Here is a 23,260-nt window from a genome sequence, read left to right as displayed (position 1 = left end):
AATGCTAGCGATTTTACAACAACTTAAGCACGCCGAATTGATTTTGCCAATCGATTACCAATTGGCAAAAATGATTGCCAGTGCACCGACGAGCCATTCGCAATACGCCGATAATTTGGCGATATTATTAACAGCACAATTAAGCTATGACTTACGCATGGGCAGTGTTTGCCTTGACCCGCACGAATTTGAACAGCGTGCATTTTTTGATATAAATGACCCGAATTATTTGCCATTGTTAGCGGATATTGCTAGTGCAATTGGGCATATTCCCCCCGCAGAGTGGGAACATACGCTTGCCTTGCACAGTGCACTTACCCATACTACACCAGCACCGTTGGTTTTTTCCCAAGGGCTGCTGTATTTTTACCGCACTTTTGATGATGAACAGCAAATTGCTCGCCACATTCTTCAACGTATAAGACAGCCACTGCCACCTGGCGATCTCGTCGGTATCAAAAAACTGCTTGACCAGCTATTTAATCCCTGCGATGGGATTGATTGGCAAAAAATTGCCGTAGCGATGGCGTTACGCAGTGCATTTTGTGTCATCGCGGGCGGTCCTGGTACGGGCAAAACCACGACCGTTTGTAAGTTACTACTCGCATTGCAATATCAGCAACGTGCACAAGGACTTACTGCCCTGAAAGTGGCTATGGCAGCCCCAACGGGCAAGGCAGCGGCCCGTTTAACTGAGTCGATTCGTCATAACCTAACAAAAGCAGCACAAGCCAGCAACGAAGCACAGCTTGCCGATCAAATTGAATGTCAAGCGCAAACATTACACCGTATGCTCGGCATTAATATGCAAACAGATAAAGTGCGGTTTAATCATGCCAATCCCTTATTGGCTGACGTGGTGATTGTGGATGAAGTCTCCATGGTTGATCTTAATTGGTTTGCTAGGCTGCTTAATGCAGTGCGTGCGGATGCACGCATTATTTTATTGGGTGATGAACATCAACTGGCATCGGTGGAGTCGGGGGCGGTGTTAGCACAACTTTGTCAAGGGCAAGATCGTTTTAGTCCAGAATGTGTTGCCTATTTGTCTGCGACAACAGGGCAATCTGTTCAAAGTGCGGTGATAGGACGGGTGTTGCGTGATGTGGTTTGCCATTTACAACAAAGCCACCGCTTTGGCGAGGATTCTGGCATTAAGGCACTGGCAGATGCGGTGAATCGAGGTGAAAAAGCGAGTTGGTCGGTCATGGCACGCAAGCCCGATCTGCACTGTTATGATTATGGTAAACGCCATGCCAGCAGCGCACTGCATTGGTTGATTTCACACGCTAGTGTGGATTATGCAAATTATCTACATGCCATTCATCAAAACACAAAAGTGCGGTTGGAAGACGTGGATGCGATTTTTCGTGCATTTCTACAAGTGCGTTATTGCTGTGCGTTGCGTAGTGGTGAATTTGGCGTAACGTATTTAAACCAAGCAATAAGCGAACATTTGAAGCGAGAAGGTGCGTTGCATTTTACCCACCGTGATGAATGGTATCACGGCAAACCTATTATGATCACACAAAATGATAGTGTAATTGGACTTTATAATGGCGATGTTGGATTATGCTTGCGTGATGAACACGGCAAACTTAAAGTGTGGTTTGAGCAGGGGCAGCAGCAATATATCGCATTTTCACCAAGCCGAATTCCAGCATTTGAGCCTACGTTTATGATGACGGTGCATAAATCGCAAGGATCCGAATTTGATAAAACGGTATTAGTTTTGCCACCAACACATACGCCCCTGATAACACGGGAATTGCTTTACACGGCAATTACACGCGCTAAGCGAGAATTTGCCGTATTTGGGAATAAGGCGGTTTGGGAATCTGGCGTGCAAAGCCCCGTGCAGCGACGCAGTGGGCTATATCGCACATTGACCGCACTTTAGTGTTGCATTCGTAATGTTGCTAGTAATCCTTTCAGGCTGTGATCTAACGGTGCGGTAAGATAGAGAGTTTTTTCGTGTTTAGGGTGCGTAAGGCGAATAGCGTAAGCATGCAAAAAGAGTCGGGTTAAGCCTAATGCTCGCATTCGCGCATCAAAATCACTGTCGCCATATTTACTATCTAATGCAATGGGATGCTGTGCATATTGTGTATGCACCCGAATTTGATGGGTGCGTCCTGTGATTGGCATGGCTTTAATGAGGGTTGCGACATCGCCAAAGCGTTCTTCCACACTAAACCGCGTTTGCGAGGCTTTGCCGTCTGCACTGACGCGCACAATGCGTTCTCCGCTGGCAAGCTCATTTTTATTGAGAGGGGCATCAATGGATTTTACCTGTGATTGCCAACGTCCACGCACAAGAGCAAGATATTCTTTTTGTATCGTTTTATCACGCAGCTGTTGATGTAGATGGCGCAATGCTGAGCGTTTTTTAGCTACTAACAATATGCCCGATGTGTCGCGATCAAGACGATGAACTAACTCCAAAAAGCGGGCTTCAGGACGCAGGGCACGTAGGGCTTCAATAACGCCAAAAGACAATCCGCTGCCACCATGCACAGCCATGCCAGACGGTTTATTTAACACTAATAGTACATCATCTTCAAAAATGATGGCATGCTCGAGGGCACTGACTTGGCTAAGTTTGTTCGAAATTGGTGCTTGTATTTTTTCACTGACTTTTACAGGCGGAATACGCACGACATCGATAGGTTGTAATTTATAGTCGGGTTTCACTCGCCCCTTATTGACCCGCACTTCGCCTTTACGAATAATGCGATAAATTAAACTTTTCGGCACGCCTTTAAGTTGAGTCAGGAGATAATTGTCAATGCGTTGCCCTGCTTCATCGTGAGTAATTGTAGTAAAACGAACGCTCATAAAACGCCTTTTAAAAAGTAGTTAGGTTGTGATTGCATCATTATACAGAAAAAGCAGGAAAAAATGTGATGGAGAATGAAATTTTATAAATGGTTGCTTGCCAAAAGCCGTGATAAAATGAAATAATACAACGCTTTTATTATAATTAATGTAATAGGCAAAACCGCACTTTTAAATAAAAGGCAAAGCCTGAAGTGCGTTATGCAACATGTTTAGGGCTGTGCAGCATAGCGTAAGACACCACGCCTTAAAATAATGGGATAAATTGTCGAGCAATTGACACTTTCATTTGCTATTCATGTGATATGCCTTTAATGCGCCTGCAAAAGACAATCGGGAGATTGGCAAGATATGGACATCAGGCCTAAGGTAGCACAATTTATCTAGTGATTAAAAAAATGAGAAAGAGTTTAAAATTTAAATGAAAAGAATGTTAATTAATGCAACTCAAAAAGAAGAGTTGCGTGTTGCGTTAGTCGATGGGCAACGCTTATACGACCTGGATATTGAAAATCCTGGGCATGAACAAAAAAAAGCCAATATCTACAAAGGTAAAATCACGCGTGTTGAGCCGAGTTTAGAAGCCGCTTTTGTCGATTATGGTGCAGAGCGTCATGGCTTTTTACCCCTTAAAGAAATTTCGAGAGAATACTTCCCCGATGGCTACACATTTCAAGGTCGCCCAAATATTCGTGATGTGATCAAAGAAGGGCAAGAAGTTATCGTGCAAATTAGTAAAGAAGAGCGCGGTAACAAAGGTGCGGCATTGACAACCTTCATCTCGTTGGCGGGTAGTTATTTAGTTATTATGCCAAACAACCCGCGTGCTGGCGGTATTTCTCGTCGTATTGAAGGTGAAGAGCGTCAAGAGCTAAAAGAAGCACTAAGTTCTCTTGATGTGCCAGATGGTGTAGGGCTTATCGTTCGCACCGCGGGCGTTGGCAAATCGCCTGAAGAATTGCAGTGGGATCTAAAAGTGCTATTGCATCATTGGGAAGCGATTTTGCAAGCCTCTCAATCGCGTCCAGCACCCTTTTTAATTCATCAAGAAAGTGATGTGATAGTGCGTGCCATTCGTGATCACCTTCGTCGCGATATTGGTGAAATTTTAATTGATAATGCAAAAGTGTATGAAAAGGCTAAAGCGCACATTAAATTAATCCGCCCTGATTTTGCTAATCGCATTAAACTGTATCAAGGTGAAGTGCCGCTATTTAGTCATTATCAAATTGAATCCCAAATTGAATCGGCATTCCAACGTGAAGTGCGGTTGCCATCAGGCGGTTCGATTGTCATTGATGTTACTGAAGCGTTGACAGCCATTGACATCAACTCAGCACGCTCCACGCGCGGCGGTGATATTGAAGAAACCGCACTTAATACCAATTTAGAAGCGGCAGATGAAATTGCACGCCAATTGCGGTTGCGTGATTTGGGCGGTTTAATTGTCATTGATTTTATTGATATGACACCAGTGCGTCATCAGCGTGAAGTTGAAAATCGTGTGCGTGATGCCGTGCGACAAGATCGCGCGCGCATTCAAATTAGCCGAATTTCACGTTTTGGCTTGCTGGAAATGTCACGTCAACGTTTAAGCCCATCATTAGGGGAGTCGTCGCATCATATTTGTCCTCGTTGTCAAGGTACGGGTAAAGTGCGTGATAATGAGTCTTTATCTTTATCTATTTTGCGTTTATTGGAAGAGGAAGCGTTAAAAGAAAACACTTCACAAGTGCATACTATCGTGCCAGTGGAAATTGCCTCTTATCTATTAAATGAAAAGCGTAAAGCCATCTACAACATTGAAAAACGCCACGATGTTGAAATTGTTGTTGTGCCGAACGAGCAAATGGAAACACCGCACTTTTCGGTATTCCGAATGCGTGAAGGCGAAATGGCAAATATGCTGAGCTACAATTTAACGCAGTATCATGCGCAGCATGAAGAGAGCGGTCAGTCAACTTATCAAGACACCATTGCGGAACAGGCATCACCTGATACTGCTGCGGTGACGGTTGAATCTGTATTAGAAAAAGCGGCGGCAGGTGAGTTAAATATGCCAAGTGCATCGCCTTATTCAGCGAGCCAAAAACGCAGTGAACCATCACTGTTAGCACGCTTGTGGGCACGGGTGAAAGCATTATTTGCAAGTGAAGCAGAACCAGAGAAAAAGCCAGAAAAACGTCAGCCGAATCAGCGTCGTCGCCAAGATCGTCGTAATCATAGCCGTAGATCTGAGCGTACCCAAGACAACAGTGCAGATAAAGCGAAAAATGGCAAACGCGATGAAAATGGGGAAGAACGCAAAGCGCGTACTAATTCACGTCGCACACGCCGTCGAAATGAGAACAATACCGCAAATACCACGTCGCAAGTCGTTGAACGGGTTGATCTTGAAAAAGAAGAGACTGAAAAACAGGTTGTGGCACGGCGTGAACGTCGCAATTTGCGTCAAAAAGTGCGGTTGACCAGCGATGGCACACCAGAAAATACCACTGTAACTGAAGTGCGTACATCATCAGATCCAGCTATTGCATTTGAACAATCTGACTTAGCGCAAGATGCACCGCTACAAAGTGCGGTTGCTGTGAGTGATGAAGTCATTGACGAGCCTTCAGTGAAAAATGACGAGGGACGCAATCGCACTCAACGCCGTCGTCGCACACCGCGGCATTTACGCACAGGTAGTCAGCGTCGCCGTCGTCAAACGAGCGAACTGGTCAGCCCAATGCCATTGACAATGGCGGTGATGTCGCCTGAACTGGCTAGTGGTAAAGTATGGATTGATCGTTCAACCTTGCTGGAAGAAGAGGAAATGCCATTTGTACCTGTTGAGCAACTGCTTGAGCAGCAAGAAACCCAAGAATCGCAAAGTGCGGTTGGCGAGCTTAGTGATGAAGAGAAAGCAAAGCGTAATGCTGAGAAATACGGTTCTGGCATAACTGTTCCTGCGGTGTCTTGTGTGGTGAAAGACCAAAGTGCATTGCCATTAGGCTTCATTACGCAGCCAGCTAATGAGTCGGTTGAGAAAAAATTGCAGGCATCAAATAGTGTATTGCAGCAACATGAAGCGGAACAGCAGCCATCACGCAGGGTGGTAAAAGAGGTTAGCGTGCAGGAGGTGATTGCCAAAGTGGATAATGCTCAACCACAAAGTGCGGTCAACGATCCCGCACAATATGGCACATATTCTCGTGTGGCGCATGTAAAAACGGCAATGACACAAGCGAAAGCACAAGCAGGCAGTGAGCCATTTGCGATCGTTGAATGGCAAGCCTCACGTTATCGCTTTAAAGGTGATGGTGGTGCAGGTGTGCATAGTGCCACAAGCCATATCAGTGTTGAAGCACGTCAAGCGAACTAGAAAAAGCCCCCAATGATCATTGGGGGTTTATTTTTTCAGGAATGATACTTTGCTTATCATTTCTTAAAAATAATTTGCTATAATACACTTCCTTTTACAGTGTAGGATTTTTTCATGGCAAGGCAACCCACTTCTTCAACGTTGAGTGAAAACGATCTCAAAACCCAAGCGTTAAAAAGTACACCGCATTCTCTTGAAGCAGAGCAGGCGGTGCTGGGGGGAATTTTATTAAGCAATGACAAATTAGAAGATGTGATTGAGCATGTCATTGCGGATGATTTCTACACTTTTGCACATCGAATGATTTTCCAAGAAATGGAAGCGTTGGCGCGTAATAATCAGCCAATCGACATTATCACGCTTGATCAACAGTTAAAAAAGAAAGGCATTAGTGAGGATGTGGGGGGGTTTGCGTATTTAGCAGAATTGTCGAAAAATACTCCCAGTGCAGCTAATGTGTTGACTTATGCAGATGTGGTGCGTGAAAAAGCCATTCAACGTGAGTTGATTGGTGCTGCATTGAACATTGTAGAAAGCAATTATGAGCCGAAAGGGCAGGATATTAAAGCACTACTCGATAATGCGGAAAAACAAATTTTTGATATTGCCGAAAAACGCACGAATAACGCTAAAGAAGGGCCAAAACGTATCGTGGATATCTTAGATGATACGTTACAAAAAATTGAAGTCTTGTCGCGAGCGAAAAACAATAACGGCGTTACAGGTGTTTCTACGGGTTACACGAGTTTAGATCTTAAAACAACAGGCTTGCAAAAATCAGATTTGATTATTGTTGCAGCACGCCCATCTATGGGAAAAACCACGTTTGCCATGAATTTATGCGAAAACGCAATGATGAGCGAAGATAAACCCGTGTTGGTATTCAGCCTTGAAATGCCTTCGGATTCTATTGCGATGCGTATGCTTGCCTCTCTGGCAAGGGTCGATCAAACCAAAGTGCGGACAGGGCGGATAACCGATGATGATGAGTGGTCTCGTATTACGGGCGTTGTGCAGATGATGTCAGATCGTGGCAATTTATATATTGATGATTCGTCGGGTTTAACGCCAACAGAATTACGCTCGCGTGCACGCCGAGTGTATCGAGAAAATGGGGGATTGAGCTTGATTATGGTGGATTATTTGCAGCTCATGCGAGCACCAGGTTACAGTGAAAACCGCACATTAGAAATTGCCGAAATTTCACGCTCACTCAAAGCATTGGCGAAAGAATTAGAAGTGCCTGTGATCGCCCTTTCTCAGCTTAACCGTAGTTTGGAAAACCGAGCCGATAAGCGTCCTGTGAACTCAGATTTGCGGGAATCAGGTTCGATTGAGCAAGATGCCGATTTAATTATGTTCATTTACCGTGATGAGGTATATAACGAACATAGTGAATTTAAAAATGTGGCAGAGATTATCATTGGTAAACAGCGAAACGGGCCGATAGGCAAAGTGCGGTTGACATTTAATGGACGTTTTTCCCGTTTCGATAATTATGATGGTCCTGCGTATAATGAAGAAGAATAGTGATGCAAAAAATATATGGCGCAAAAGCCACGATTCAATTAGCCGCCTTGCAAGAAAATCTTGCAAAAATTAAGCAGCTTGCTGCTGGTAGTCAATGTATTGCGATTGTTAAAGCTAACGCCTATGGACATGGCATGCTTGCGGTGGCGAAAGCACTACAAGACAGTGCGGACGGCTTTGGTGTTGCCCATTTAAAAGAAGCAATAACATTGCGACGCAATGGCATTGAAAATCCCATTTTATTGTTAGAAGGATTTTTTCATTCAGAAGATGTGGGCTATTTGCCGGAATATGATTTACAGCCAGTCATTCATAGCCATTACCAATTGCACGCACTAGAACAAACCGCACTTTGTGGGCAAATCAAGGTTTGGATTAAAATTGATACAGGTATGCACCGTTTAGGCTTTTCGGCGAATGAAGTGGCGGAGGTCTATGCGCGTTTAATGGCGTGTGGCAAGGTGCGTGAAATTGGATTTGTTAGCCATTTTAGTCGTGCTGATGATAGACAAAGTGATTATACCGCAATTCAAATTGCCCGCTTTGAAGATGCTATCGGCGATTTGCAAGGTGCGCGTAGTTTATCAGCATCCAATGGCATTTTATTCTGGCCATCGGCGCATTACGATTACGTTCGTCCTGGCATTATTCTCTATGGTATCGCACCTGATGACAAGGTGCAGACAGCGAAACATTATGCACTCACGAGCGTGATGCAGTTAAGTTCGAATATTATTGCCTTAAAACGCCTAAAAGCAGGCGAGCCTGTGGGCTATGGCGGGCGTTGGATTAGTGAAAAAGAGACAACCATTGCCGTGGTTGCGATGGGCTATGGCGATGGTTTTCCACGCGATTTAAAAGATAATACCCCCGTTGTTATTAATGGCAAACGTTTTCCCATCGTTGGAAAAGTATCTATGGATATGCTTACTGTTGATCTCGGGCAAGAGCATGCAGAGATTGGCGATGAAGTGATTTTTTGGGGAGCTGATTTACCGATTGAGGAAATTGCTCAGCATTTAGGTATGATCAGTTATGAATTGGTAACACGACTGAGTTCACGTGTTAATCGAGAATATGTATAAAAACATTTGGAGACATTATGCAAAATATTAACCCAGTAAAAACATCTGCTTGGCAAGCATTGGAACATCACAAACAAGCACAACAGCATCTCACCATTAAGCAGTTATTTGAGCAAGATAACGCACGTTTTGAGGCATTTTCTTTGACGTTTGATAACCAAATTTTGGTGGATTTTTCAAAAAATGCGGTTAGCGCACAAACGCTCACATTATTGCGTCAATTGGCGAATGAATGCGCCTTGAGTGAGGCGATTGAATCCATGTTTACAGGCGAAAAAATTAATCGCACCGAAGATCGTGCCGTGTTGCATACCGCACTTCGTAATCGTTCTAATACGCCGGTATTTGTGGATGGTAAAGATGTTATGCCAGAGGTCAACGCAGTGCTGGCCAAAATGAAAGGATTTTGTGAGAGAGTGATTTCGGGGCAATGGAAAGGTTACACTGGCAAAGCCATTACCGATGTGGTGAATATTGGTATTGGCGGCTCAGACCTTGGTCCGTATATGGTAACAGAAGCCTTGCGCCCTTATAAAAATCAGTTAACCATGCACTTTGTGTCTAATGTGGATGGTACGCATATCGCCGAGACAGTGAAAAAGCTGAACCCAGAAACCACCCTCTTTTTAGTGGCGTCAAAAACATTCACTACGCAGGAAACGATGACCAATGCGCATAGTGCGCGTAATTGGCTACTGTCAGCGGCCAAAGATGAAAGTGCGGTTGCTAAACATTTCGTGGCATTATCAACGAATGCGCAAGCCGTGCAGGAATTTGGGATTGACACAGAGAATATGTTTGAATTTTGGGATTGGGTTGGTGGTCGTTATTCATTATGGTCAGCTATTGGGCTTTCCATTGCGCTTTCCATTGGTTTCGATAATTTTGAGCAATTACTCAGCGGTGCGCATGCGATGGATAACCATTTCCGCACAACCGCACTTGAGCATAATATTCCTGCTACATTAGCATTGATTGGGATTTGGAATAGCAATTTCTTAGGCGCAGAATCGGAAGCCATTTTGCCGTATGACCAATATATGCATCGCTTTGCAGCCTATTTTCAGCAAGGTAATATGGAATCCAATGGTAAATATGTTGACCGCAATGGCGAAAAAGTTGACTATCAAACAGGACCAATCATTTGGGGAGAGCCTGGCACGAATGGACAGCACGCGTTTTATCAATTAATTCATCAAGGTACGCAGCGTATCCCATGTGATTTTATTGCACCAGCACAAAGCCATAATGTGCTTGGCGATCATCACTTAAAATTATTATCGAACTTCTTTGCTCAAACAGAAGCGTTGGCATTTGGTAAAACTGAGCAGGAAGTGATCGATGAGTTTATCAACAATGGTAAAACGTTAGAGCAAGTCAAAAATATTGTGCCGTTTAAAGTGTTTGAAGGTAATCGCCCAACTAACTCGATATTGTTGCAAAAAATCACACCGTTTAGTTTAGGTGCGTTGATTGCGATGTATGAACATAAAATTTTTGTGCAAGGGGTTATTTTCAATATTTTCACATTCGATCAATGGGGCGTGGAATTAGGGAAACAATTGGCAAACCGCATTTTGCCTGAGTTAGAAAATAGCGAACCGATCTGCTCGCATGACAGCTCCACTAATGGATTGATTAATCAATTTAAGGCGTGGCGTTAATCACAACAAACCGCACATTAAAAGTGCGGTTTTTTATTTATAAGATAATTCTAAACGCGAGCCGTCAGCATATTGAATGAGTAGGGGCAATGTGAGGGCTTTGATATTGAGATCTTTATGTGTAAAAAGTGTTCTCGCATCGCGTGAGATAGAATCTAGAGGAAAGACTAAATCGATATTGCGCTCGCTCAGGTTGCCTGAATCAGATTTAAATGCAATTTGGATTTCTTTATTAAAAATAATATGTCCTTGATAAAGATAAAGCGCAAGCCATTCAATGGAATGAATTGGCTTTTCCGAATGCGTGGTTAAGGTGTAGCGCAACACGAGCTCATTTTTTTCTTGTGTGGGTAGTACAATATAGCGTGGCGGACTTAAATCCACTCGTCGATGAAATTCATCTAACAACGTGCGGTTGGTCAAGTTTTCTGCGGTTAATTTATATTCATTGGTAGCCAAGCTGGCTGAATGTGATTGGCTTCGCAAATCAAGCCAGATCATTAACGTAACCAGCCCAAATAGGCTTAAAAAAGCGATGGTGTATTTTACCGCAGTCCGCATAGCATTGCTCCTTGTATTCCAATAAGAATAAGCAATCTTGCCTTGGCAGTCAATCTTTATGATCGAATCATAAAAAGTGCGGTCAGACCGCACTTTGCACTATTTTTCTTGTGCCATAAATTCTTGCGCTTTTTCCACCATATTTTTCGAGCCAATAAACAGAGGAACGCGTTGATGCAGTTCAGTTGGCTGAATGTCTAAAATACGATTATAACCGTCGCTTGCCAAGCCCCCCGCTTGTTCCGCTAAGAATGCCATCGGGTTGCCTTCATACAATAAACGTAATTTACCATTTGGATATTGTGTGGAGGTTGGATAAATATAAATGCCGCCTTTAAGCATATTGCGATGGAAATCAGATACGAGCGAACCAATGTAGCGAGAGGTATATGGGCGATTGGTATCCTTATCTTCCTCTTGGCAATATTTAATGTATTTTTTTACCCCCATTGGGAATTTTAAATAATGCCCTTCGTTGATAGAATAACATTTACCATCTTGTGGGATTTTGATATTTTCGTGAGACAGAATAAATACGCCCAATGATGGATCATAGGTAAAACCGTTTACACCGTGTCCTGTGGTATAAACGAGCATTGTTGATGAGCCATAGACAATGTAACCCGCCGCAACTTGCTTATTACCCGGTTGTAAGAAGTCTTCCATTGTGACAGGTTGCCCGATAGGCGAAACACGGCGATAAATGGAAAAAATGGTGCCTACGGCGACATTTACATCAATGTTTGATGAGCCGTCGAGTGGATCGGTGAGAATGATGTATTTTGCGTTGCGACCACGCTCGGTATTGAATGCGACAAAGTTTTCTTCTTCTTCTGAGCCAAACCCTGCGACTTCATCACGTGCGATAAGTGCAGCTTTCATTTTTTCATGGGCGAAAGCATCCAGTTTCATTTGTGCTTCACCTTGTACATTTTCAACACCAGAATTGCCGATAATGTCGTTCGTGAGCCCTGCTTTATTAATATCTCGATGAATAATTTTAGCCACCAAACGGATGGAGGATAAAATGCCACTCAGTTCACCTTTTGCGTTGGGATAATCGTGTTGTTTTTCGACAATGAATTCGCCTAATGTTTTCATAATTGGCCTCAGGATAATTTGAAAGAAAGTTTTTACTTTTTAATGTATAATTAAGCATAATTATTATAGCAGTTAAAAATGGAAATGCCTGCGAGCAGTCTTGTAGTTTGTGATCATTTCCACACTTTTATTATAGAGCGATAAAAAATGAAACAACAACATATTCATATTCTTGGTATTTGCGGCACATTTATGGGCGGAGTGGCTATAATAGCCCGTCAAATGGGGTTTAGAGTAACGGGCTCTGATGTTAATGTATATCCACCTATGAGTACATTTTTACAACAGAGTGGCATTGAGATTATTCCGCATTATGACCCTGCTCAGCTTGAGCCAAGTCCTGATATGGTTATTGTTGGTAATGCAATGAAGCGGGGCAATCCGTGTGTTGAATATGTCTTAGATCATCAGCTTCCATACACGTCAGGGCCGCAATGGTTGCATGATAATCTCCTGCGTGAACGTCATGTGTTGGCAGTATCAGGTACGCATGGAAAAACCACCACCAGCAGTATTTTGGCATGGATTTTAGCGGACAACGGACTTGAGCCTGGCTTTTTAATTGGTGGTGTAACAGGTAATTTTGCAACCTCAGCGCAACTGGGTAAAGCACCGTATTTTGTGATCGAAGCGGATGAATATGACACCGCATTTTTTGATAAGCGGTCAAAATTTGTACACTACAATCCGAGCACGCTGATCATTAATAATATTGGTTTTGATCATGGCGATATTTTCGATGATCTTGCCGCTATTCAGCGTCAGTTTCACCACGTCATTCGTACTATGCCAAGTAAAGGGTTAATTTTATCGAATCCATCCGATGCTACGGTCAAACAAACATTAGATATGGGGTGTTGGAGCGAACAGCAGTTTATCGGTGCAGATCAGGATTGGTTTGCGAAAAAAATCGCAACCGATAGCACTGAATTTGCGGTTTACTATAAAGGGGAAGAAAAAGCCAAAGTGCGGTGGGATATTTTTGGTGAACATAATATGCACAATGCGTTAATGGCTATCGCGGCTGCTCATCGTGTTGGCGTACCGATTGAGAGGGCCTGCGCTTCATTAAGTCGTTTTGTGAATGCCAATCGCCGTTTGGAAGTTAAAGGTTGCGTTAATAACATTACCGTTTATGATGATTTTGCCCATCACCCTGCAGAAATTAATGCGACCATCAACGCACTACGCGATAAAGTAGGCGGAGCTAAACGCATTATTGCGGTGTTAGAGCCTCGCTCAAACACAATGAAAATGGGATTACATAAAAATGAATTGGTCTCAGCGTGGGTTAAATCCGATGTTGTCTTTTTATTACAACCTGACAATATTCCGTGGGAAGTGGCTGAATTGGCGGAAAAATCAACCGTGCCAGCGAAGTGGAGTGGCAATATTGATCTATTAATCGAGTTGATCGCCAATGAAGCACAGTCAGGTGATCATATTTTGATTATGAGCAATGGTAGCTTTGGCGGTATTCATCAAAAATTACTTGAGCGATTGGCTAATTAACGCAAATAGTGTGAGAGATTTCACCTTTTTGAGATAAAAGTGCGGTTTTTGATGAGAATTGAGAAATAAAGCGTGTCTTTTTTAGGTGATGTGATACTATGAAGTGGCTCTTAGAGCAGAATAGATTTACCAGGTTATGAACATCAATTTTAGTTGTCCGTATTTTAGGTAAAAATTGTTAAATTAGTTATTTTAGGATTTATTATGTCTCAAGTTAAAGGAACCGTTAAATGGTTTAACGAAACTAAAGGTTTTGGTTTTTTACAAGTTGATGGTGGCGAAGATGTATTCGTACATTTCTCTGCAATCAAAAGTGACGGTTTCCGTACCTTAAAAGAAGGTCAATCAGTCGTATTTGATATTGTTGATGATCAACGTGGTAAAAAAGCGGAAAATGTTGTCGTTGCATAATTAACGACAATCAATAATGAAGTCGCCTTAGGGCGGCTTTTTTATTGCTTACGATAGAGAAAATTGTAAAGTGCGGTTGAAACTAACTTGCAGATAACAAAAAACCACCTAAGAAGGTGGTAAATTGGTTGCGGGGGCTGGATTTGAACCAACGACCTTCGGGTTATGAGCCCGACGAGCTACCAAGCTGCTCCACCCCGCGTCTGTTTGAGGTGCTTATAATACGCAGTTTAGAAATTTTTGCAAGGCAGATCACAAAAAATAGGTTCAATCGATTAAAAAAACGTCTAGTTGCTTAATGTTTGTCCATTAAGTTGACACAACTTATGCACAGTTTCATCCTAATTCATATGAAGTTGCACTGTATTTTTGCCTGTATTTTTGATAACGTAAGCCACTTATCAATATGATGAGCATAAAATTTAGACAGCTTAAGGTAAAATCATTTTATGAATGTAGTTAAATCAGCGGTATCCATCGGGTTAATGTGTTTGCTTGTTGCGTGTGGGAGTGGTCCAAGTAAGCATAGTGTAGATAATGATCGTCAAATGCGTGAAAAAATGGGGGCGATTTATGGTGGACGAGATTACATCAATCAAGGGCAACATCTCACGCCAGTTTCTTATGTTGCAAACCAAGGTAGCGTGGTAAATCAAGGGGATTTTTTAACCCAGATGTCCATTGTTCAAAACACATCACCACGTTTGGCGAACAAATTTGGTAATACCTATGCCAAAGTGCTGAATTGGGTGCTTAGCGGTGCTGATGTGAGCCAACTCAATGCCGCAGGATTAACACCTCTGCTCATGCGAGGTGAAGATGGTTTTCAAAATGTCTTAATGACAGGCTATTATTCACCTGTTATTCACGCACGTTATAGCCCTCAAGGGCGTTATCAACACCCTATTTATGCTATGCCGCAACAAAAACGGTTTACCCGCGCGCAAATTTATGCGGGGGCCTTAAAAGGGCAAGGGCTTGAGTTAGCTTATACGGATTCAATGTTAGACAATTTCTTACTAGGGGTGCAAGGTAGCGGCTATGTTGATTTTGGCAATGGTACGCTGAATTATTTTGCTTATGCTGGGCAAAATGGCTACAAATACGCCAGCATTGGTCGATTATTAGTTGAAGATGGGGAAATTGCAAAAGAAAAAATGTCTGTACAAGCGATTAAAGATTGGGCAGAGCGAAATCCTGAACGATTGCAAGGCTTGCTGGAGCGTAATCCATCATATGTATTTTTCAAAAATGTGCCAAACGGTAAAGTGAAAGGCTCTGCGGGCATTCCATTAATTCCATTGGCAGCGGTTGCCTCTGATCGTCGAGTGGTTCCGTCAGGAAGCATTTTGTTGGTGGAAGAACCTGTCATTGATCAGCAAGGAAAATGGACAGGGCAGCACCAATTACGCCTGATGATCGCACTTGACGTTGGTGGTGCAGTAAAAGGGCATCATTTTGACCTCTATCAAGGCATTGGTGATGAAGCTGGGCATCAGGCTGGATTGTTAAAACATTATGGACGTGCGTGGGTATTGCGTTAATGAGTGATGAAGTTGAGCGTCGTTTTGGGGGCATTGCACGTCTTTATGGTATACAGGCATTGACGATATTACGCCATACGCACATCTGTGTCGTGGGGATTGGTGGCGTTGGCTCATGGGCTGTGGAAGCACTGGCACGAAGTGCGGTCGGCAAAATAACGTTAATTGATATGGATGATATTTGTCTAACTAACACCAATCGACAAATTCACGCCATCAATGGCAATTTTGGTAAGCTCAAAGGCGAGGTTATGTGCGAGCGCGTACAGGCAATTAACCCCGCCTGTGAAGTGCAGTATATTGATGATTTTCTCACGTTGGAGAATATCGCAACGCACATTCAACCGCACTTTGACTATGTGATTGATGCGATCGACAGTGTAAAGGTAAAAGCGGCACTGATTGCATATGCAAAACGCCATAAAATTCGGTTGATCACCACAGGCGGCGCAGGCGGTCAGACAGACCCAAGTAAAATTCAACTCGCCGATCTCTCGCGGACGATACAAGATCCGCTGGCTGCCAAAGTGCGGTCGCTGCTTCGTAAGCAGTACAATTTCAGCCAAAATCCAAAACGTAAATTTGGTATAGATTGTGTGTTTTCAACACAGCCTTTGATTTTTCCTAAAATGGAAGGGCGGTGTGATGTATCTGCCACAATGAACTGTGCAAACGGCTTCGGCGCGGCAACAATGGTTACTGCAACGTTTGGTTTTTTTGCAGTATCTCGGGTAATTGAAAAATTGCTACAACAGCAAAAGGACAAGGTATGAAAAAATTGAATAAACAACTTCTCGCCGCCACGGTACTTTCCACCGCTGCACTAAGCGCACAAGCGGATATTTTAACGACGGTGAAGCCGATTGGTTTTATTGCGGCTGCGATTGCAGAAGGGGTAACGCCAACGGAAGTGTTATTGCCCGCAGGTGCGTCACCACATGATTACAGCATGCGCCCGTCTGATCTAGAGCGGTTGAAAAAAGCACAATTAGTAATCTGGGTTGGTGATGAAATGGAAACTTTCCTTGAAAGCAGTGTGGAAAAATTGGATGAGAAAAACGTGCTGGAAATTGAAGATATTGATGGCATTAAGTCCTTGTTAGGTAAAGCGATGCATGTGCATTTCCATGGTGACCACGATCATGACCATAAGCATGAGCATAGCCACGATCACAAGCATGCCGATCATGATCATAAGCATCATGACCACCATGATCACGACCACCACCATGACGGTTTACAAACTGACTGGCATGTATGGTATTCACCAAAAATCAGTGAATTAGTCGCTGAAAATATTGCTGAGCGTTTAACCGCACTTTATCCCAATAAAGCCGCGTTGATTAACTCAAATTTGGCAGATTTCAAGAAAAATATTGCTGATAAATTGGCGAGTCTGAGCAAACAACTTGCCCCTGTGAAAGGAGAGGGCTACTACGTATTCCATGACGCATACGGCTATTTTGAGCGGCAGTTTGGGTTAAATCATCTCGGGGCATTTACCATTAATCCAGCGGTTGCACCAGGTGCGAAAACATTAAGTGAAATCAAAGCTAGCATTACAGAACATAAAGCGAAATGCTTATTTACCGAACCGCAATTTACCCCGCGGGTAGTGGAAACGTTACAAAAAAATACGGGTGTCAGCGTGGGGCAACTTGACCCATTAGGCGAAGACATTGCACTTGGGAAAACAGCGTATATTGACTTTTTACAAGCGACTGCAGATAGCCTAAGCCATTGTTTGAGCAAAAAGTAACGTTGCGTTGGAAATGAATTTTTAGGCAAAAAATAAGTCTAACACCTTGCTAAGCAAGGTGTTTTTTATTTCAACAGGAGAGTGAATGTGTTAAGAAAAAAATGTGTATTCGTTGTCAGTACCATTTTTGCCAGTCAAATGGCAGTGGCAGTAGGGGAGACCTCCCCCGAGCCGAAGGAAAGTGCGGTGCCCAATTTGCAAACGCATTTACCGCTTGATGTGCAGCGTCAGCTTTATCAGAAAACCGCACAGCTTTTACCATTGGCTGCACAAAAGCAGCATTTTCAACAGATTGATACAATGCTTTCAGCCTTGCAAGGCTATATTCTTACGCCTTATTTGTATTATCAACGCCTGCTCTTAGATAAAACCCAGTTGAGTGAGTCACGTATCGTTGAGTTTGCCACACAGTACCCAGACATCGCTAATCAGCAAGAACTGAATCGAACGTTACTTACGCATTTATATCAACAGCAAGACTGGCAGGCAATTCGTGATTTTCTCGCACGTCATCCAATGGATGATGTTGCCAGCCAATGTATTCAACTGAGTGCGCAGCTTCATCAAACACCTAATGCGCCGTCGATTTGGGCAAACGTCACCGCACTTTGGCAAACAGGGAAGTCTTTGCCAAATCAATGCGATGCCATTTTAGCTCAGTGGCAGCAGGCTGGGCAGCTGACACCTGCGTTATTGCGTCAGCGTGGTTATCTGGCGTTTTTGGCTGGCAGTGATGGGCTATTACGTCACTTGCGTAATTTGGCAGGCGATGACATTGTGTCGCAAAATTGGCTGGAATCGCTTGTGCAGTTGCGTGAACATCCAGAGCAGTTGACCGTATTTGTGCAAACGGCGGCGATTACACCTGAAAATCAGGCCATTGTTGACCGCACTTTTCCTCGTTTTTTAAAAAAACTGGATATATCGTTGCTTGATCGCCATGATCCCTTTGCCGAATTTGCGCGTTGGGCAGAACGCTTTCATTTGGGGGCAGAGCAGCGTGAGAAATGGCAAAGTGCGGTAGTCAGTAAATTATTTGATCAAGATGAAGCATCATTGCAACGTTGGCGTGATGAGGCGATTCGTACATTAAAAGATGATGTGCTCACAGAGCGGCGTATTCGTACCGCACTTTTGCAAAAAGCCGATTTGGCACCTTGGTTGGATTTGCTGTCTCCTGAAGCCGCCAATAAACAAGAATGGCGTTATTGGCAAGCGATTAATCGTGAAAAACAGGGGCAATCAGCACGTGGATTACTGGAAAGCTTAAGCCAAGAACGTGGTTTTTATCCCATGCTTGCAGCAGCGACGCTAGGCGTGGTGTATCAACCGCACTTTGCTCAACTGAGTGCTGAGCAACGCCAGCAGGCATTAATTCCCTTTAAAGTGCGGTTAGCTCAATTACAAGAATTACACATAGTGCGGCAAACGCAAACAGTCAATAGCCTGTGGCAGCGTATGTTAGATGAGGCGGATAATGAGCAAAAAATTGCATTAGCAGATTATGCCAATGAACACGGGTGGTATGATATTGGGGTGCAGGCGACCATTGCTGCCAAAGCGTGGGATTATATTTCGGCACGTTTACCACTGGCATATGACACGTGGTTTAAAATTAATTTAACTGGCAAAACGCTTCCAGTCAGTTTTGCACAAGCCATTGCACGCCAAGAAAGTGCATGGAATCCATCTGTAATATCCAGTGCAGATGCGCGTGGCTTAATGCAGTTATTACCTAGCACTGCGAAACAAACAGCAGATCAGTTAAAATTGCCGTACAATAATGCCAATCAGCTTTTTTCTGCGTTTGACAATATTATGCTGGGTACTGCACATTTGCAGCAACTGTCTGAGCGATTTGAGGGGAATCGCATTTTAATTGCCAGTGCGTATAATGCAGGTAGCCGACGCGTTGAGCAGTGGCTTACTCGAGCTGGAGGGCGGTTGACGATGGCAGAATTTATTGCCACGATTCCTTACTATGAAACGCGAGGTTATGTGCAAAATGTACTGGCGTATGACTATTATTATCAATTATTGCGTAAGCAGCAGGGAATTTCATTCGCCAAACGTGAGTATGATCGCTTATACTAGTACATAAGTAAGGGCGAAAGGAGAAGGACATGATCGCAAATAAAACAGAACAATGGCATGTGTTTGTTGAACTATTGCGAGCAGCATTTGCGGAAAAACGGGAACATGAGGTACTCAGTATGTTGTTGACCGCCGATGAGCGAGATTCAATCGGTCTTCGTGTTCAAATTGTTAAAGCTTTATTAGCGAAATCGCATTCTCAACGAGAGATTCAGCAACAATTAAATACCAGTGCAGCAACCATTACGCGTGGATCAAATATGTTAAAAACAATGCCAGATGAGCTGCTTGCGTGGCTACAAGGTCATGGCAATTAAAAAGGTGGCGTGGCGACGGCGAATAGCTCGGAGGACAGTTCGCATTGTCGCTTATTGTGTTGTATTTATGGTTATGCTGACCGCACTTTTGCGTTTTGTACCAGTGCCGTTTTCGGCATACATGGCACAACAACAGCTACGGCACTGGTTTACGGGAGATTTTGCATTTAAAACCCACTATCAGTGGGTTAATCTTGATCAGATGAGTAAAGCGATGCAATTGGCAGTGATTGCCGCTGAAGATCAACAATTTCCACGTCATTTTGGCATTGATTGGATTGCAATCGAAAAGGCGTATAAACATAATCAAGTCAATAAAGCAGTGCGTGGTGGTTCGACAATTTCACAACAAACAGCCAAAAATTTGTATCTTTGGCATGGGCAAAGTTGGCTACGTAAAGCTTTAGAAGTGCCTATTACATGGCTTTTGGAAGCTATGTGGGATAAAAACCGCATTTTAGAAGTGTATTTAAATATTGCTGAATTTGGTGATGGCATTTATGGCGTAGAAGCGGCGGCACAGCACTTTTTTCATACCAGTGTACGCAAGTTGACAACATCACAAGCTGCACTTTTAGCCAGCAGTTTGCCTAATCCGCATATTTATCGGGTTAATGTGCCATCACGCGCCATGTTGCGCAAACAGCAATGGATTATGCGCCAAATGCAAGCCCTTGGGGGCAGTCCATTTTTAGATAAATTAGAGTAATATGCGTTTATTTATTGCTGAAAAACCCAGCCTCGCACGTGCGATTGCTGATGTGTTACCCAAGCCCCATAAGCGTGGTGATGGCTTTATTCAATGTGGAACGCAGGATTGCGTTACATGGTGTGTGGGGCATTTATTAGAGCAAGCAGAACCCGATAGCTACAATCCTGAGTTTAAGCGTTGGCGGTTAGAACACTTGCCGATTGTGCCTGAACACTGGCAATTACTCCCTAAAAAAACAAGCCAAAAGCAGCTTAATATTGTATTGAACTTGATCAAACAAGCTGAGATGTTGGTTCACGCAGGAGACCCCGATCGTGAAGGGCAATTATTGGTAGATGAAGTGCTAAACTATGCACAATTGTCCAATGTGCAATTGGCGGACGTGCAACGCTGCTTAATTAATGATCTCAACCCTAGTGCGGTGAGCCAAGCCATTAAACAGCTTGTGCCTAACCGCACTTTTATTCCGCTGTCCACATCTGCGTTGGCGCGTGCACGTGCGGACTGGCTATATGGCATTAATATGACGCGCGCCTTTACCCTGTATGGACAACGGGCGGGTTATCGTGGCGTATTGTCTGTTGGGCGAGTACAAACGCCAGTATTAGGATTAATTGTGCGTCGTGATTGGGAGATTGAGCACTTTCAGCCTAAAGCGTTTTATCAAGTAAATGCCCACATTCACACTGCTAATACGCCACCTGACGAATTTATCGCGCAGTGGCAGCCTAGTCAAGCGTGTGAAGACTATCAAGATGAGCAAGGGCGAGTGCTTTCCAAAGGGCTTGCAGAAAATGTCGCGCGACGCATTGAAAATCAAGCGGCAACGGTTAAACGTTATCAAGAAAATCAAGAAAAAGAGCTTGCACCATTACCGTATTCACTTTCTGCACTGCAAATTGATGCGGGCAAACGGTTTGGCTATTCTGCCCAAGAAGTCCTTGATGCGTGTCAACGTTTATATGAAGTACATAAACTCATTACCTATCCACGATCCGATTGTCGTTATTTGCCCAGCGAACATTTTGAACAACGAAGTGCAGTCTGTAACGCCATTTTAAGCCATTCCAGTGAATTTAATTCACTGCCTATGGCAGTTGATTTGTCTTGCAAAAATCGTGCGTGGAACACCGAAAAAGTTGAAGCACACCATGGCATTATCCCGACAGCGAAAGGGGGAAAAACCGCACTTTCTACGCTTGAGCAGCGTATTTATGATTTGGTTGCACGGCAATATTTAATGCAATTTTGTGCTGATGCCTTATTCAATAAAACGAAAATTGAGCTTGAGATTGCAGGCGGTACATTTGTGGCACAAATGCGAGGTATTGCACAATTAGGCTGGAAAGCCTTACTCGGCAAGGACGACGATGAGACGAACATAGAGCGAGCCTTGCCGAAAGTCAAAAAAGGAGAGAGGTTACATTGCGTTAAAGGGCAAGTGGTAGAAAAACAAACGCAGCCGCCGAAGCCTTTTACTGATGCAACATTACTTTCAGCTATGACAGGAATTGCTCGTTTTGTGCAGGATAAAGCCTTGAAAAAAATTTTACGAGAAACCGATGGCTTAGGCACAGAGGCGACCCGTGCGGGAATTATTCAATTACTGTTTAAACGCGGTTTTATCGAAAAAAAAGGGAGCAATATTATTAGCACACAGGCAGGGCGCATTTTCATTCAATCGTTACCCGAACGTGTCACAATGCCTGATATGACCGCACATTGGGAGTCTCAACTCAATGCAATTAGCCAAAAGAAAGCAAATTATCGCCAATTTATGCACGAATTACTCACGCAACTGCACGACCTTTTAGGTCAATACGATATGCGAACATTGAGACAGTTACAAAATATTCCGCCTCAACCTGCAGATAACAGCACGGTGCGTCAACGTGTTGCACGAAAAAAAAGCAACTAAACCGCACTTTTGCAAAAATAACTTGCTAAGCTTGTGTAGTTTCATTATCATGCCACAGTTAAATCAATTAGAGAGTTAGGTTATACGCCTTAAAAGATTATGTACGAGATTTTAATTATTGCTTACATCTTAGTATCCGTTGTATTAATCGGCTTTATCTTATTGCAACAAGGTAAAGGTGCGGATATGGGAGCATCATTTGGCTCTGGAGCATCTGGCACGATCTTTGGTGCGGCAGGCTCAGCCAATTTTTTATCGCGTACAACTGCTATTTTAGCTATTTTCTTTTTTGCTATTGCTCTCGTAATTGGTAACCTTAATACACATCGTCAAGCTCCACAAGGTGCATTTGATGATTTAAGTAGCGAAGCGCAGCAGATTCAAGAGTCAACAACTGCGCCAGCGACGGATGTTCCGACTGAAACACAAAATAGCGACATCCCGCAATAAAGAAATATGACGATTTCTGCTCTGGTGGTGGAATTGGTAGACACGCTATCTTGAGGGGGTAGTGTCCATCGGACGTGCGAGTTCAAGTCTCGCCCAGAGCACCACGATTAAAAAGTAGTCAATTTTGGCTACTTTTTTTATTGTCGGAATATAGAGGAATTTGACGGAATTTATCTATCTAAACAAAGAGTTACTCACCAAACACAGCATTTCACTAAAAAAACATTTTGCAATTTATAGGAATTTGCAGGAATATAAATGAAAAAATTTACGCACAAATTACGCATAAATTTACGCAAAACAGGGTTGGTTTTCTACACGTTTAAAAAGGTGAAATAATGGCTACAATTCGACCGTACAACGGTAAGTATAGAGTTGAGGTGTTAATGATCATGCAAAA

Annotated in this window: 18 protein-coding genes and 2 tRNA genes; 16 read left to right on the top strand and 4 right to left on the bottom strand. The window is 43.3% G+C overall.

Annotation, left to right across the window (positions count from 1 at the left end):
* Position 1: 1 nt before the first annotated feature.
* Positions 2 to 1,900 carry an exodeoxyribonuclease V subunit alpha gene (gene recD / locus HPC40_RS08820; protein WP_208119129.1) on the top strand — a complete coding sequence of 633 codons (1,899 nt, stop codon included), beginning with the start codon at positions 2 to 4 and terminating at the stop codon, positions 1,898 to 1,900.
* Here recD and rluC read toward each other — a convergent pair.
* Entirely contained in the window at positions 1,897 to 2,838 is a 942-nt protein-coding gene (gene rluC, locus HPC40_RS08815) for a 23S rRNA pseudouridine(955/2504/2580) synthase RluC (RefSeq protein WP_208119128.1), read from the bottom strand. The genes recD and rluC overlap by 4 nt on opposite strands.
* A gap of 421 nt (positions 2,839 to 3,259) precedes the next feature.
* Between rluC and rne the strand changes: the two genes are divergently transcribed.
* The 4 genes from rne to pgi all read left to right on the top strand — a co-directional run bounded on the left by rne (position 3,260) and on the right by pgi (position 10,481).
* Positions 3,260 to 6,202, top strand: a complete 2,943-nt coding sequence (rne, locus tag HPC40_RS08810) for a ribonuclease E (protein WP_208119127.1) — start codon at positions 3,260 to 3,262, stop codon at positions 6,200 to 6,202.
* Positions 6,203 to 6,316: 114 nt separating this feature from the next.
* A complete protein-coding gene (locus HPC40_RS08805) occupies positions 6,317 to 7,732 on the top strand; it encodes a replicative DNA helicase (protein WP_208119126.1) in 1,416 nt (471 codons plus the stop codon).
* Positions 7,733 to 7,743: 11 nt separating this feature from the next.
* Positions 7,744 to 8,817 (top strand): alanine racemase, encoded by a 1,074-nt coding sequence (gene alr, locus HPC40_RS08800; protein ID WP_408021828.1) that lies wholly within the window; start codon positions 7,744 to 7,746, stop codon positions 8,815 to 8,817.
* Between the two features lie 17 nt (positions 8,818 to 8,834).
* Positions 8,835 to 10,481: a glucose-6-phosphate isomerase gene (gene pgi, locus HPC40_RS08795; RefSeq protein ID WP_208119124.1), complete on the top strand. Its 1,647-nt coding sequence runs from the start codon at positions 8,835 to 8,837 to the stop codon at positions 10,479 to 10,481.
* A 33-nt stretch (positions 10,482 to 10,514) separates the two neighbouring features.
* Here pgi and HPC40_RS08790 read toward each other — a convergent pair whose 3' ends face one another.
* The gene (locus tag HPC40_RS08790; protein WP_208119123.1) at positions 10,515 to 11,042 is read right to left on the bottom strand and encodes a hypothetical protein; all 528 of its coding nucleotides are present in this window, start codon (positions 11,040 to 11,042) and stop codon (positions 10,515 to 10,517) included.
* Positions 11,043 to 11,141: 99 nt separating this feature from the next.
* Positions 11,142 to 12,143: a class 1 fructose-bisphosphatase gene (fbp, locus tag HPC40_RS08785; protein WP_208119122.1), complete on the bottom strand. Its 1,002-nt coding sequence runs from the start codon at positions 12,141 to 12,143 to the stop codon at positions 11,142 to 11,144.
* A gap of 147 nt (positions 12,144 to 12,290) precedes the next feature.
* Here fbp and mpl point away from each other — a divergent pair, with 147 nt between their 5' ends.
* The gene (mpl, locus tag HPC40_RS08780; protein WP_208119121.1) at positions 12,291 to 13,655 is read left to right on the top strand and encodes a UDP-N-acetylmuramate:L-alanyl-gamma-D-glutamyl-meso-diaminopimelate ligase; all 1,365 of its coding nucleotides are present in this window, start codon (positions 12,291 to 12,293) and stop codon (positions 13,653 to 13,655) included.
* 204 nt (positions 13,656 to 13,859) lie between these two features.
* The gene (locus HPC40_RS08775; protein ID WP_208119120.1) at positions 13,860 to 14,066 is read left to right on the top strand and encodes a cold-shock protein; all 207 of its coding nucleotides are present in this window, start codon (positions 13,860 to 13,862) and stop codon (positions 14,064 to 14,066) included.
* Positions 14,067 to 14,191: 125 nt separating this feature from the next.
* Here HPC40_RS08775 and HPC40_RS08770 read toward each other — a convergent pair.
* Positions 14,192 to 14,268 (bottom strand) — tRNA-Met (locus HPC40_RS08770).
* Between the two features lie 247 nt (positions 14,269 to 14,515).
* Between HPC40_RS08770 and mltA the strand changes: the two genes are divergently transcribed.
* From mltA to HPC40_RS08725, 9 genes are all read left to right on the top strand, one after another.
* Positions 14,516 to 15,610, top strand: a complete 1,095-nt coding sequence (gene mltA / locus HPC40_RS08765) for a murein transglycosylase A (RefSeq protein WP_208119119.1) — start codon at positions 14,516 to 14,518, stop codon at positions 15,608 to 15,610.
* On the top strand, positions 15,610 to 16,383 hold the full coding sequence (tcdA, locus tag HPC40_RS08760; protein WP_208119141.1) for a tRNA cyclic N6-threonylcarbamoyladenosine(37) synthase TcdA: 774 nt from the start codon (positions 15,610 to 15,612) through the stop codon (positions 16,381 to 16,383). The genes mltA and tcdA overlap by 1 nt, the downstream gene beginning before the upstream one ends.
* A complete protein-coding gene (znuA, locus tag HPC40_RS08755) occupies positions 16,380 to 17,369 on the top strand; it encodes a zinc ABC transporter substrate-binding protein ZnuA (RefSeq protein WP_208119118.1) in 990 nt (329 codons plus the stop codon). The genes tcdA and znuA overlap by 4 nt, the downstream gene beginning before the upstream one ends.
* Positions 17,370 to 17,456: 87 nt before the next feature.
* Positions 17,457 to 19,463, top strand: coding sequence for a transglycosylase SLT domain-containing protein (locus HPC40_RS08750; protein ID WP_208119117.1), 2,007 nt, complete (start codon positions 17,457 to 17,459; stop codon positions 19,461 to 19,463).
* A 29-nt stretch (positions 19,464 to 19,492) separates the two neighbouring features.
* On the top strand, positions 19,493 to 19,780 hold the full coding sequence (gene trpR / locus HPC40_RS08745; RefSeq protein WP_208119116.1) for a trp operon repressor: 288 nt from the start codon (positions 19,493 to 19,495) through the stop codon (positions 19,778 to 19,780).
* Positions 19,770 to 20,489, top strand: coding sequence for a monofunctional biosynthetic peptidoglycan transglycosylase (gene mtgA, locus HPC40_RS08740; protein WP_208119115.1), 720 nt, complete (start codon positions 19,770 to 19,772; stop codon positions 20,487 to 20,489). Before trpR ends, mtgA begins: the two co-directional genes overlap by 11 nt.
* 1 nt (position 20,490) lies before the next feature.
* Positions 20,491 to 22,410, top strand: coding sequence for a DNA topoisomerase III (locus HPC40_RS08735; RefSeq protein ID WP_208119114.1), 1,920 nt, complete (start codon positions 20,491 to 20,493; stop codon positions 22,408 to 22,410).
* 99 nt (positions 22,411 to 22,509) lie between these two features.
* The gene (secG, locus tag HPC40_RS08730) at positions 22,510 to 22,860 is read left to right on the top strand and encodes a preprotein translocase subunit SecG (RefSeq protein ID WP_208119113.1); all 351 of its coding nucleotides are present in this window, start codon (positions 22,510 to 22,512) and stop codon (positions 22,858 to 22,860) included.
* An 18-nt stretch (positions 22,861 to 22,878) separates the two neighbouring features.
* Positions 22,879 to 22,964: transfer RNA gene (locus tag HPC40_RS08725), tRNA-Leu, on the top strand.
* The last annotated feature ends 296 nt before the right edge of the window (positions 22,965 to 23,260 follow it).

Origin of the sequence: Spirabiliibacterium falconis (assembly GCF_014885015.1) — a bacterium.
In the GTDB taxonomy this organism is placed as follows: domain Bacteria; phylum Pseudomonadota; class Gammaproteobacteria; order Enterobacterales; family Pasteurellaceae; genus Spirabiliibacterium; species Spirabiliibacterium falconis.
The sequence above is the reverse complement of the archived record's forward strand: the minus strand, read 5'-3'. Positions and strand labels throughout refer to the sequence as shown.

Bases quoted from the DNA above. Each gene is read 5' to 3' on its own strand.
- fbp (WP_208119122.1), bottom strand. From the start codon at position 12,143: ATGAAAACATTAGGCGAATTCATTGTCGAAAAACAACACGATTATCCC.
- HPC40_RS08735 (WP_208119114.1), top strand. From the start codon at position 20,491: ATGCGTTTATTTATTGCTGAAAAACCCAGCCTCGCACGTGCGATTGCT.
- recD (WP_208119129.1), top strand. From the start codon at position 2: ATGCTAGCGATTTTACAACAACTTAAGCACGCCGAATTGATTTTGCCA.
- trpR (WP_208119116.1), top strand. From the start codon at position 19,493: ATGATCGCAAATAAAACAGAACAATGGCATGTGTTTGTTGAACTATTG.
- mltA (WP_208119119.1), top strand. From the start codon at position 14,516: ATGAATGTAGTTAAATCAGCGGTATCCATCGGGTTAATGTGTTTGCTT.
- tcdA (WP_208119141.1), top strand. From the start codon at position 15,610: ATGAGTGATGAAGTTGAGCGTCGTTTTGGGGGCATTGCACGTCTTTAT.
- rne (WP_208119127.1), top strand. From the start codon at position 3,260: ATGAAAAGAATGTTAATTAATGCAACTCAAAAAGAAGAGTTGCGTGTT.
- mtgA (WP_208119115.1), top strand. From the start codon at position 19,770: ATGGCAATTAAAAAGGTGGCGTGGCGACGGCGAATAGCTCGGAGGACA.
- pgi (WP_208119124.1), top strand. From the start codon at position 8,835: ATGCAAAATATTAACCCAGTAAAAACATCTGCTTGGCAAGCATTGGAA.
- secG (WP_208119113.1), top strand. From the start codon at position 22,510: ATGTACGAGATTTTAATTATTGCTTACATCTTAGTATCCGTTGTATTA.
- mpl (WP_208119121.1), top strand. From the start codon at position 12,291: ATGAAACAACAACATATTCATATTCTTGGTATTTGCGGCACATTTATG.
- HPC40_RS08790 (WP_208119123.1), bottom strand. From the start codon at position 11,042: ATGCGGACTGCGGTAAAATACACCATCGCTTTTTTAAGCCTATTTGGG.
- rluC (WP_208119128.1), bottom strand. From the start codon at position 2,838: ATGAGCGTTCGTTTTACTACAATTACTCACGATGAAGCAGGGCAACGC.
- HPC40_RS08775 (WP_208119120.1), top strand. From the start codon at position 13,860: ATGTCTCAAGTTAAAGGAACCGTTAAATGGTTTAACGAAACTAAAGGT.
- HPC40_RS08805 (WP_208119126.1), top strand. From the start codon at position 6,317: ATGGCAAGGCAACCCACTTCTTCAACGTTGAGTGAAAACGATCTCAAA.
- znuA (WP_208119118.1), top strand. From the start codon at position 16,380: ATGAAAAAATTGAATAAACAACTTCTCGCCGCCACGGTACTTTCCACC.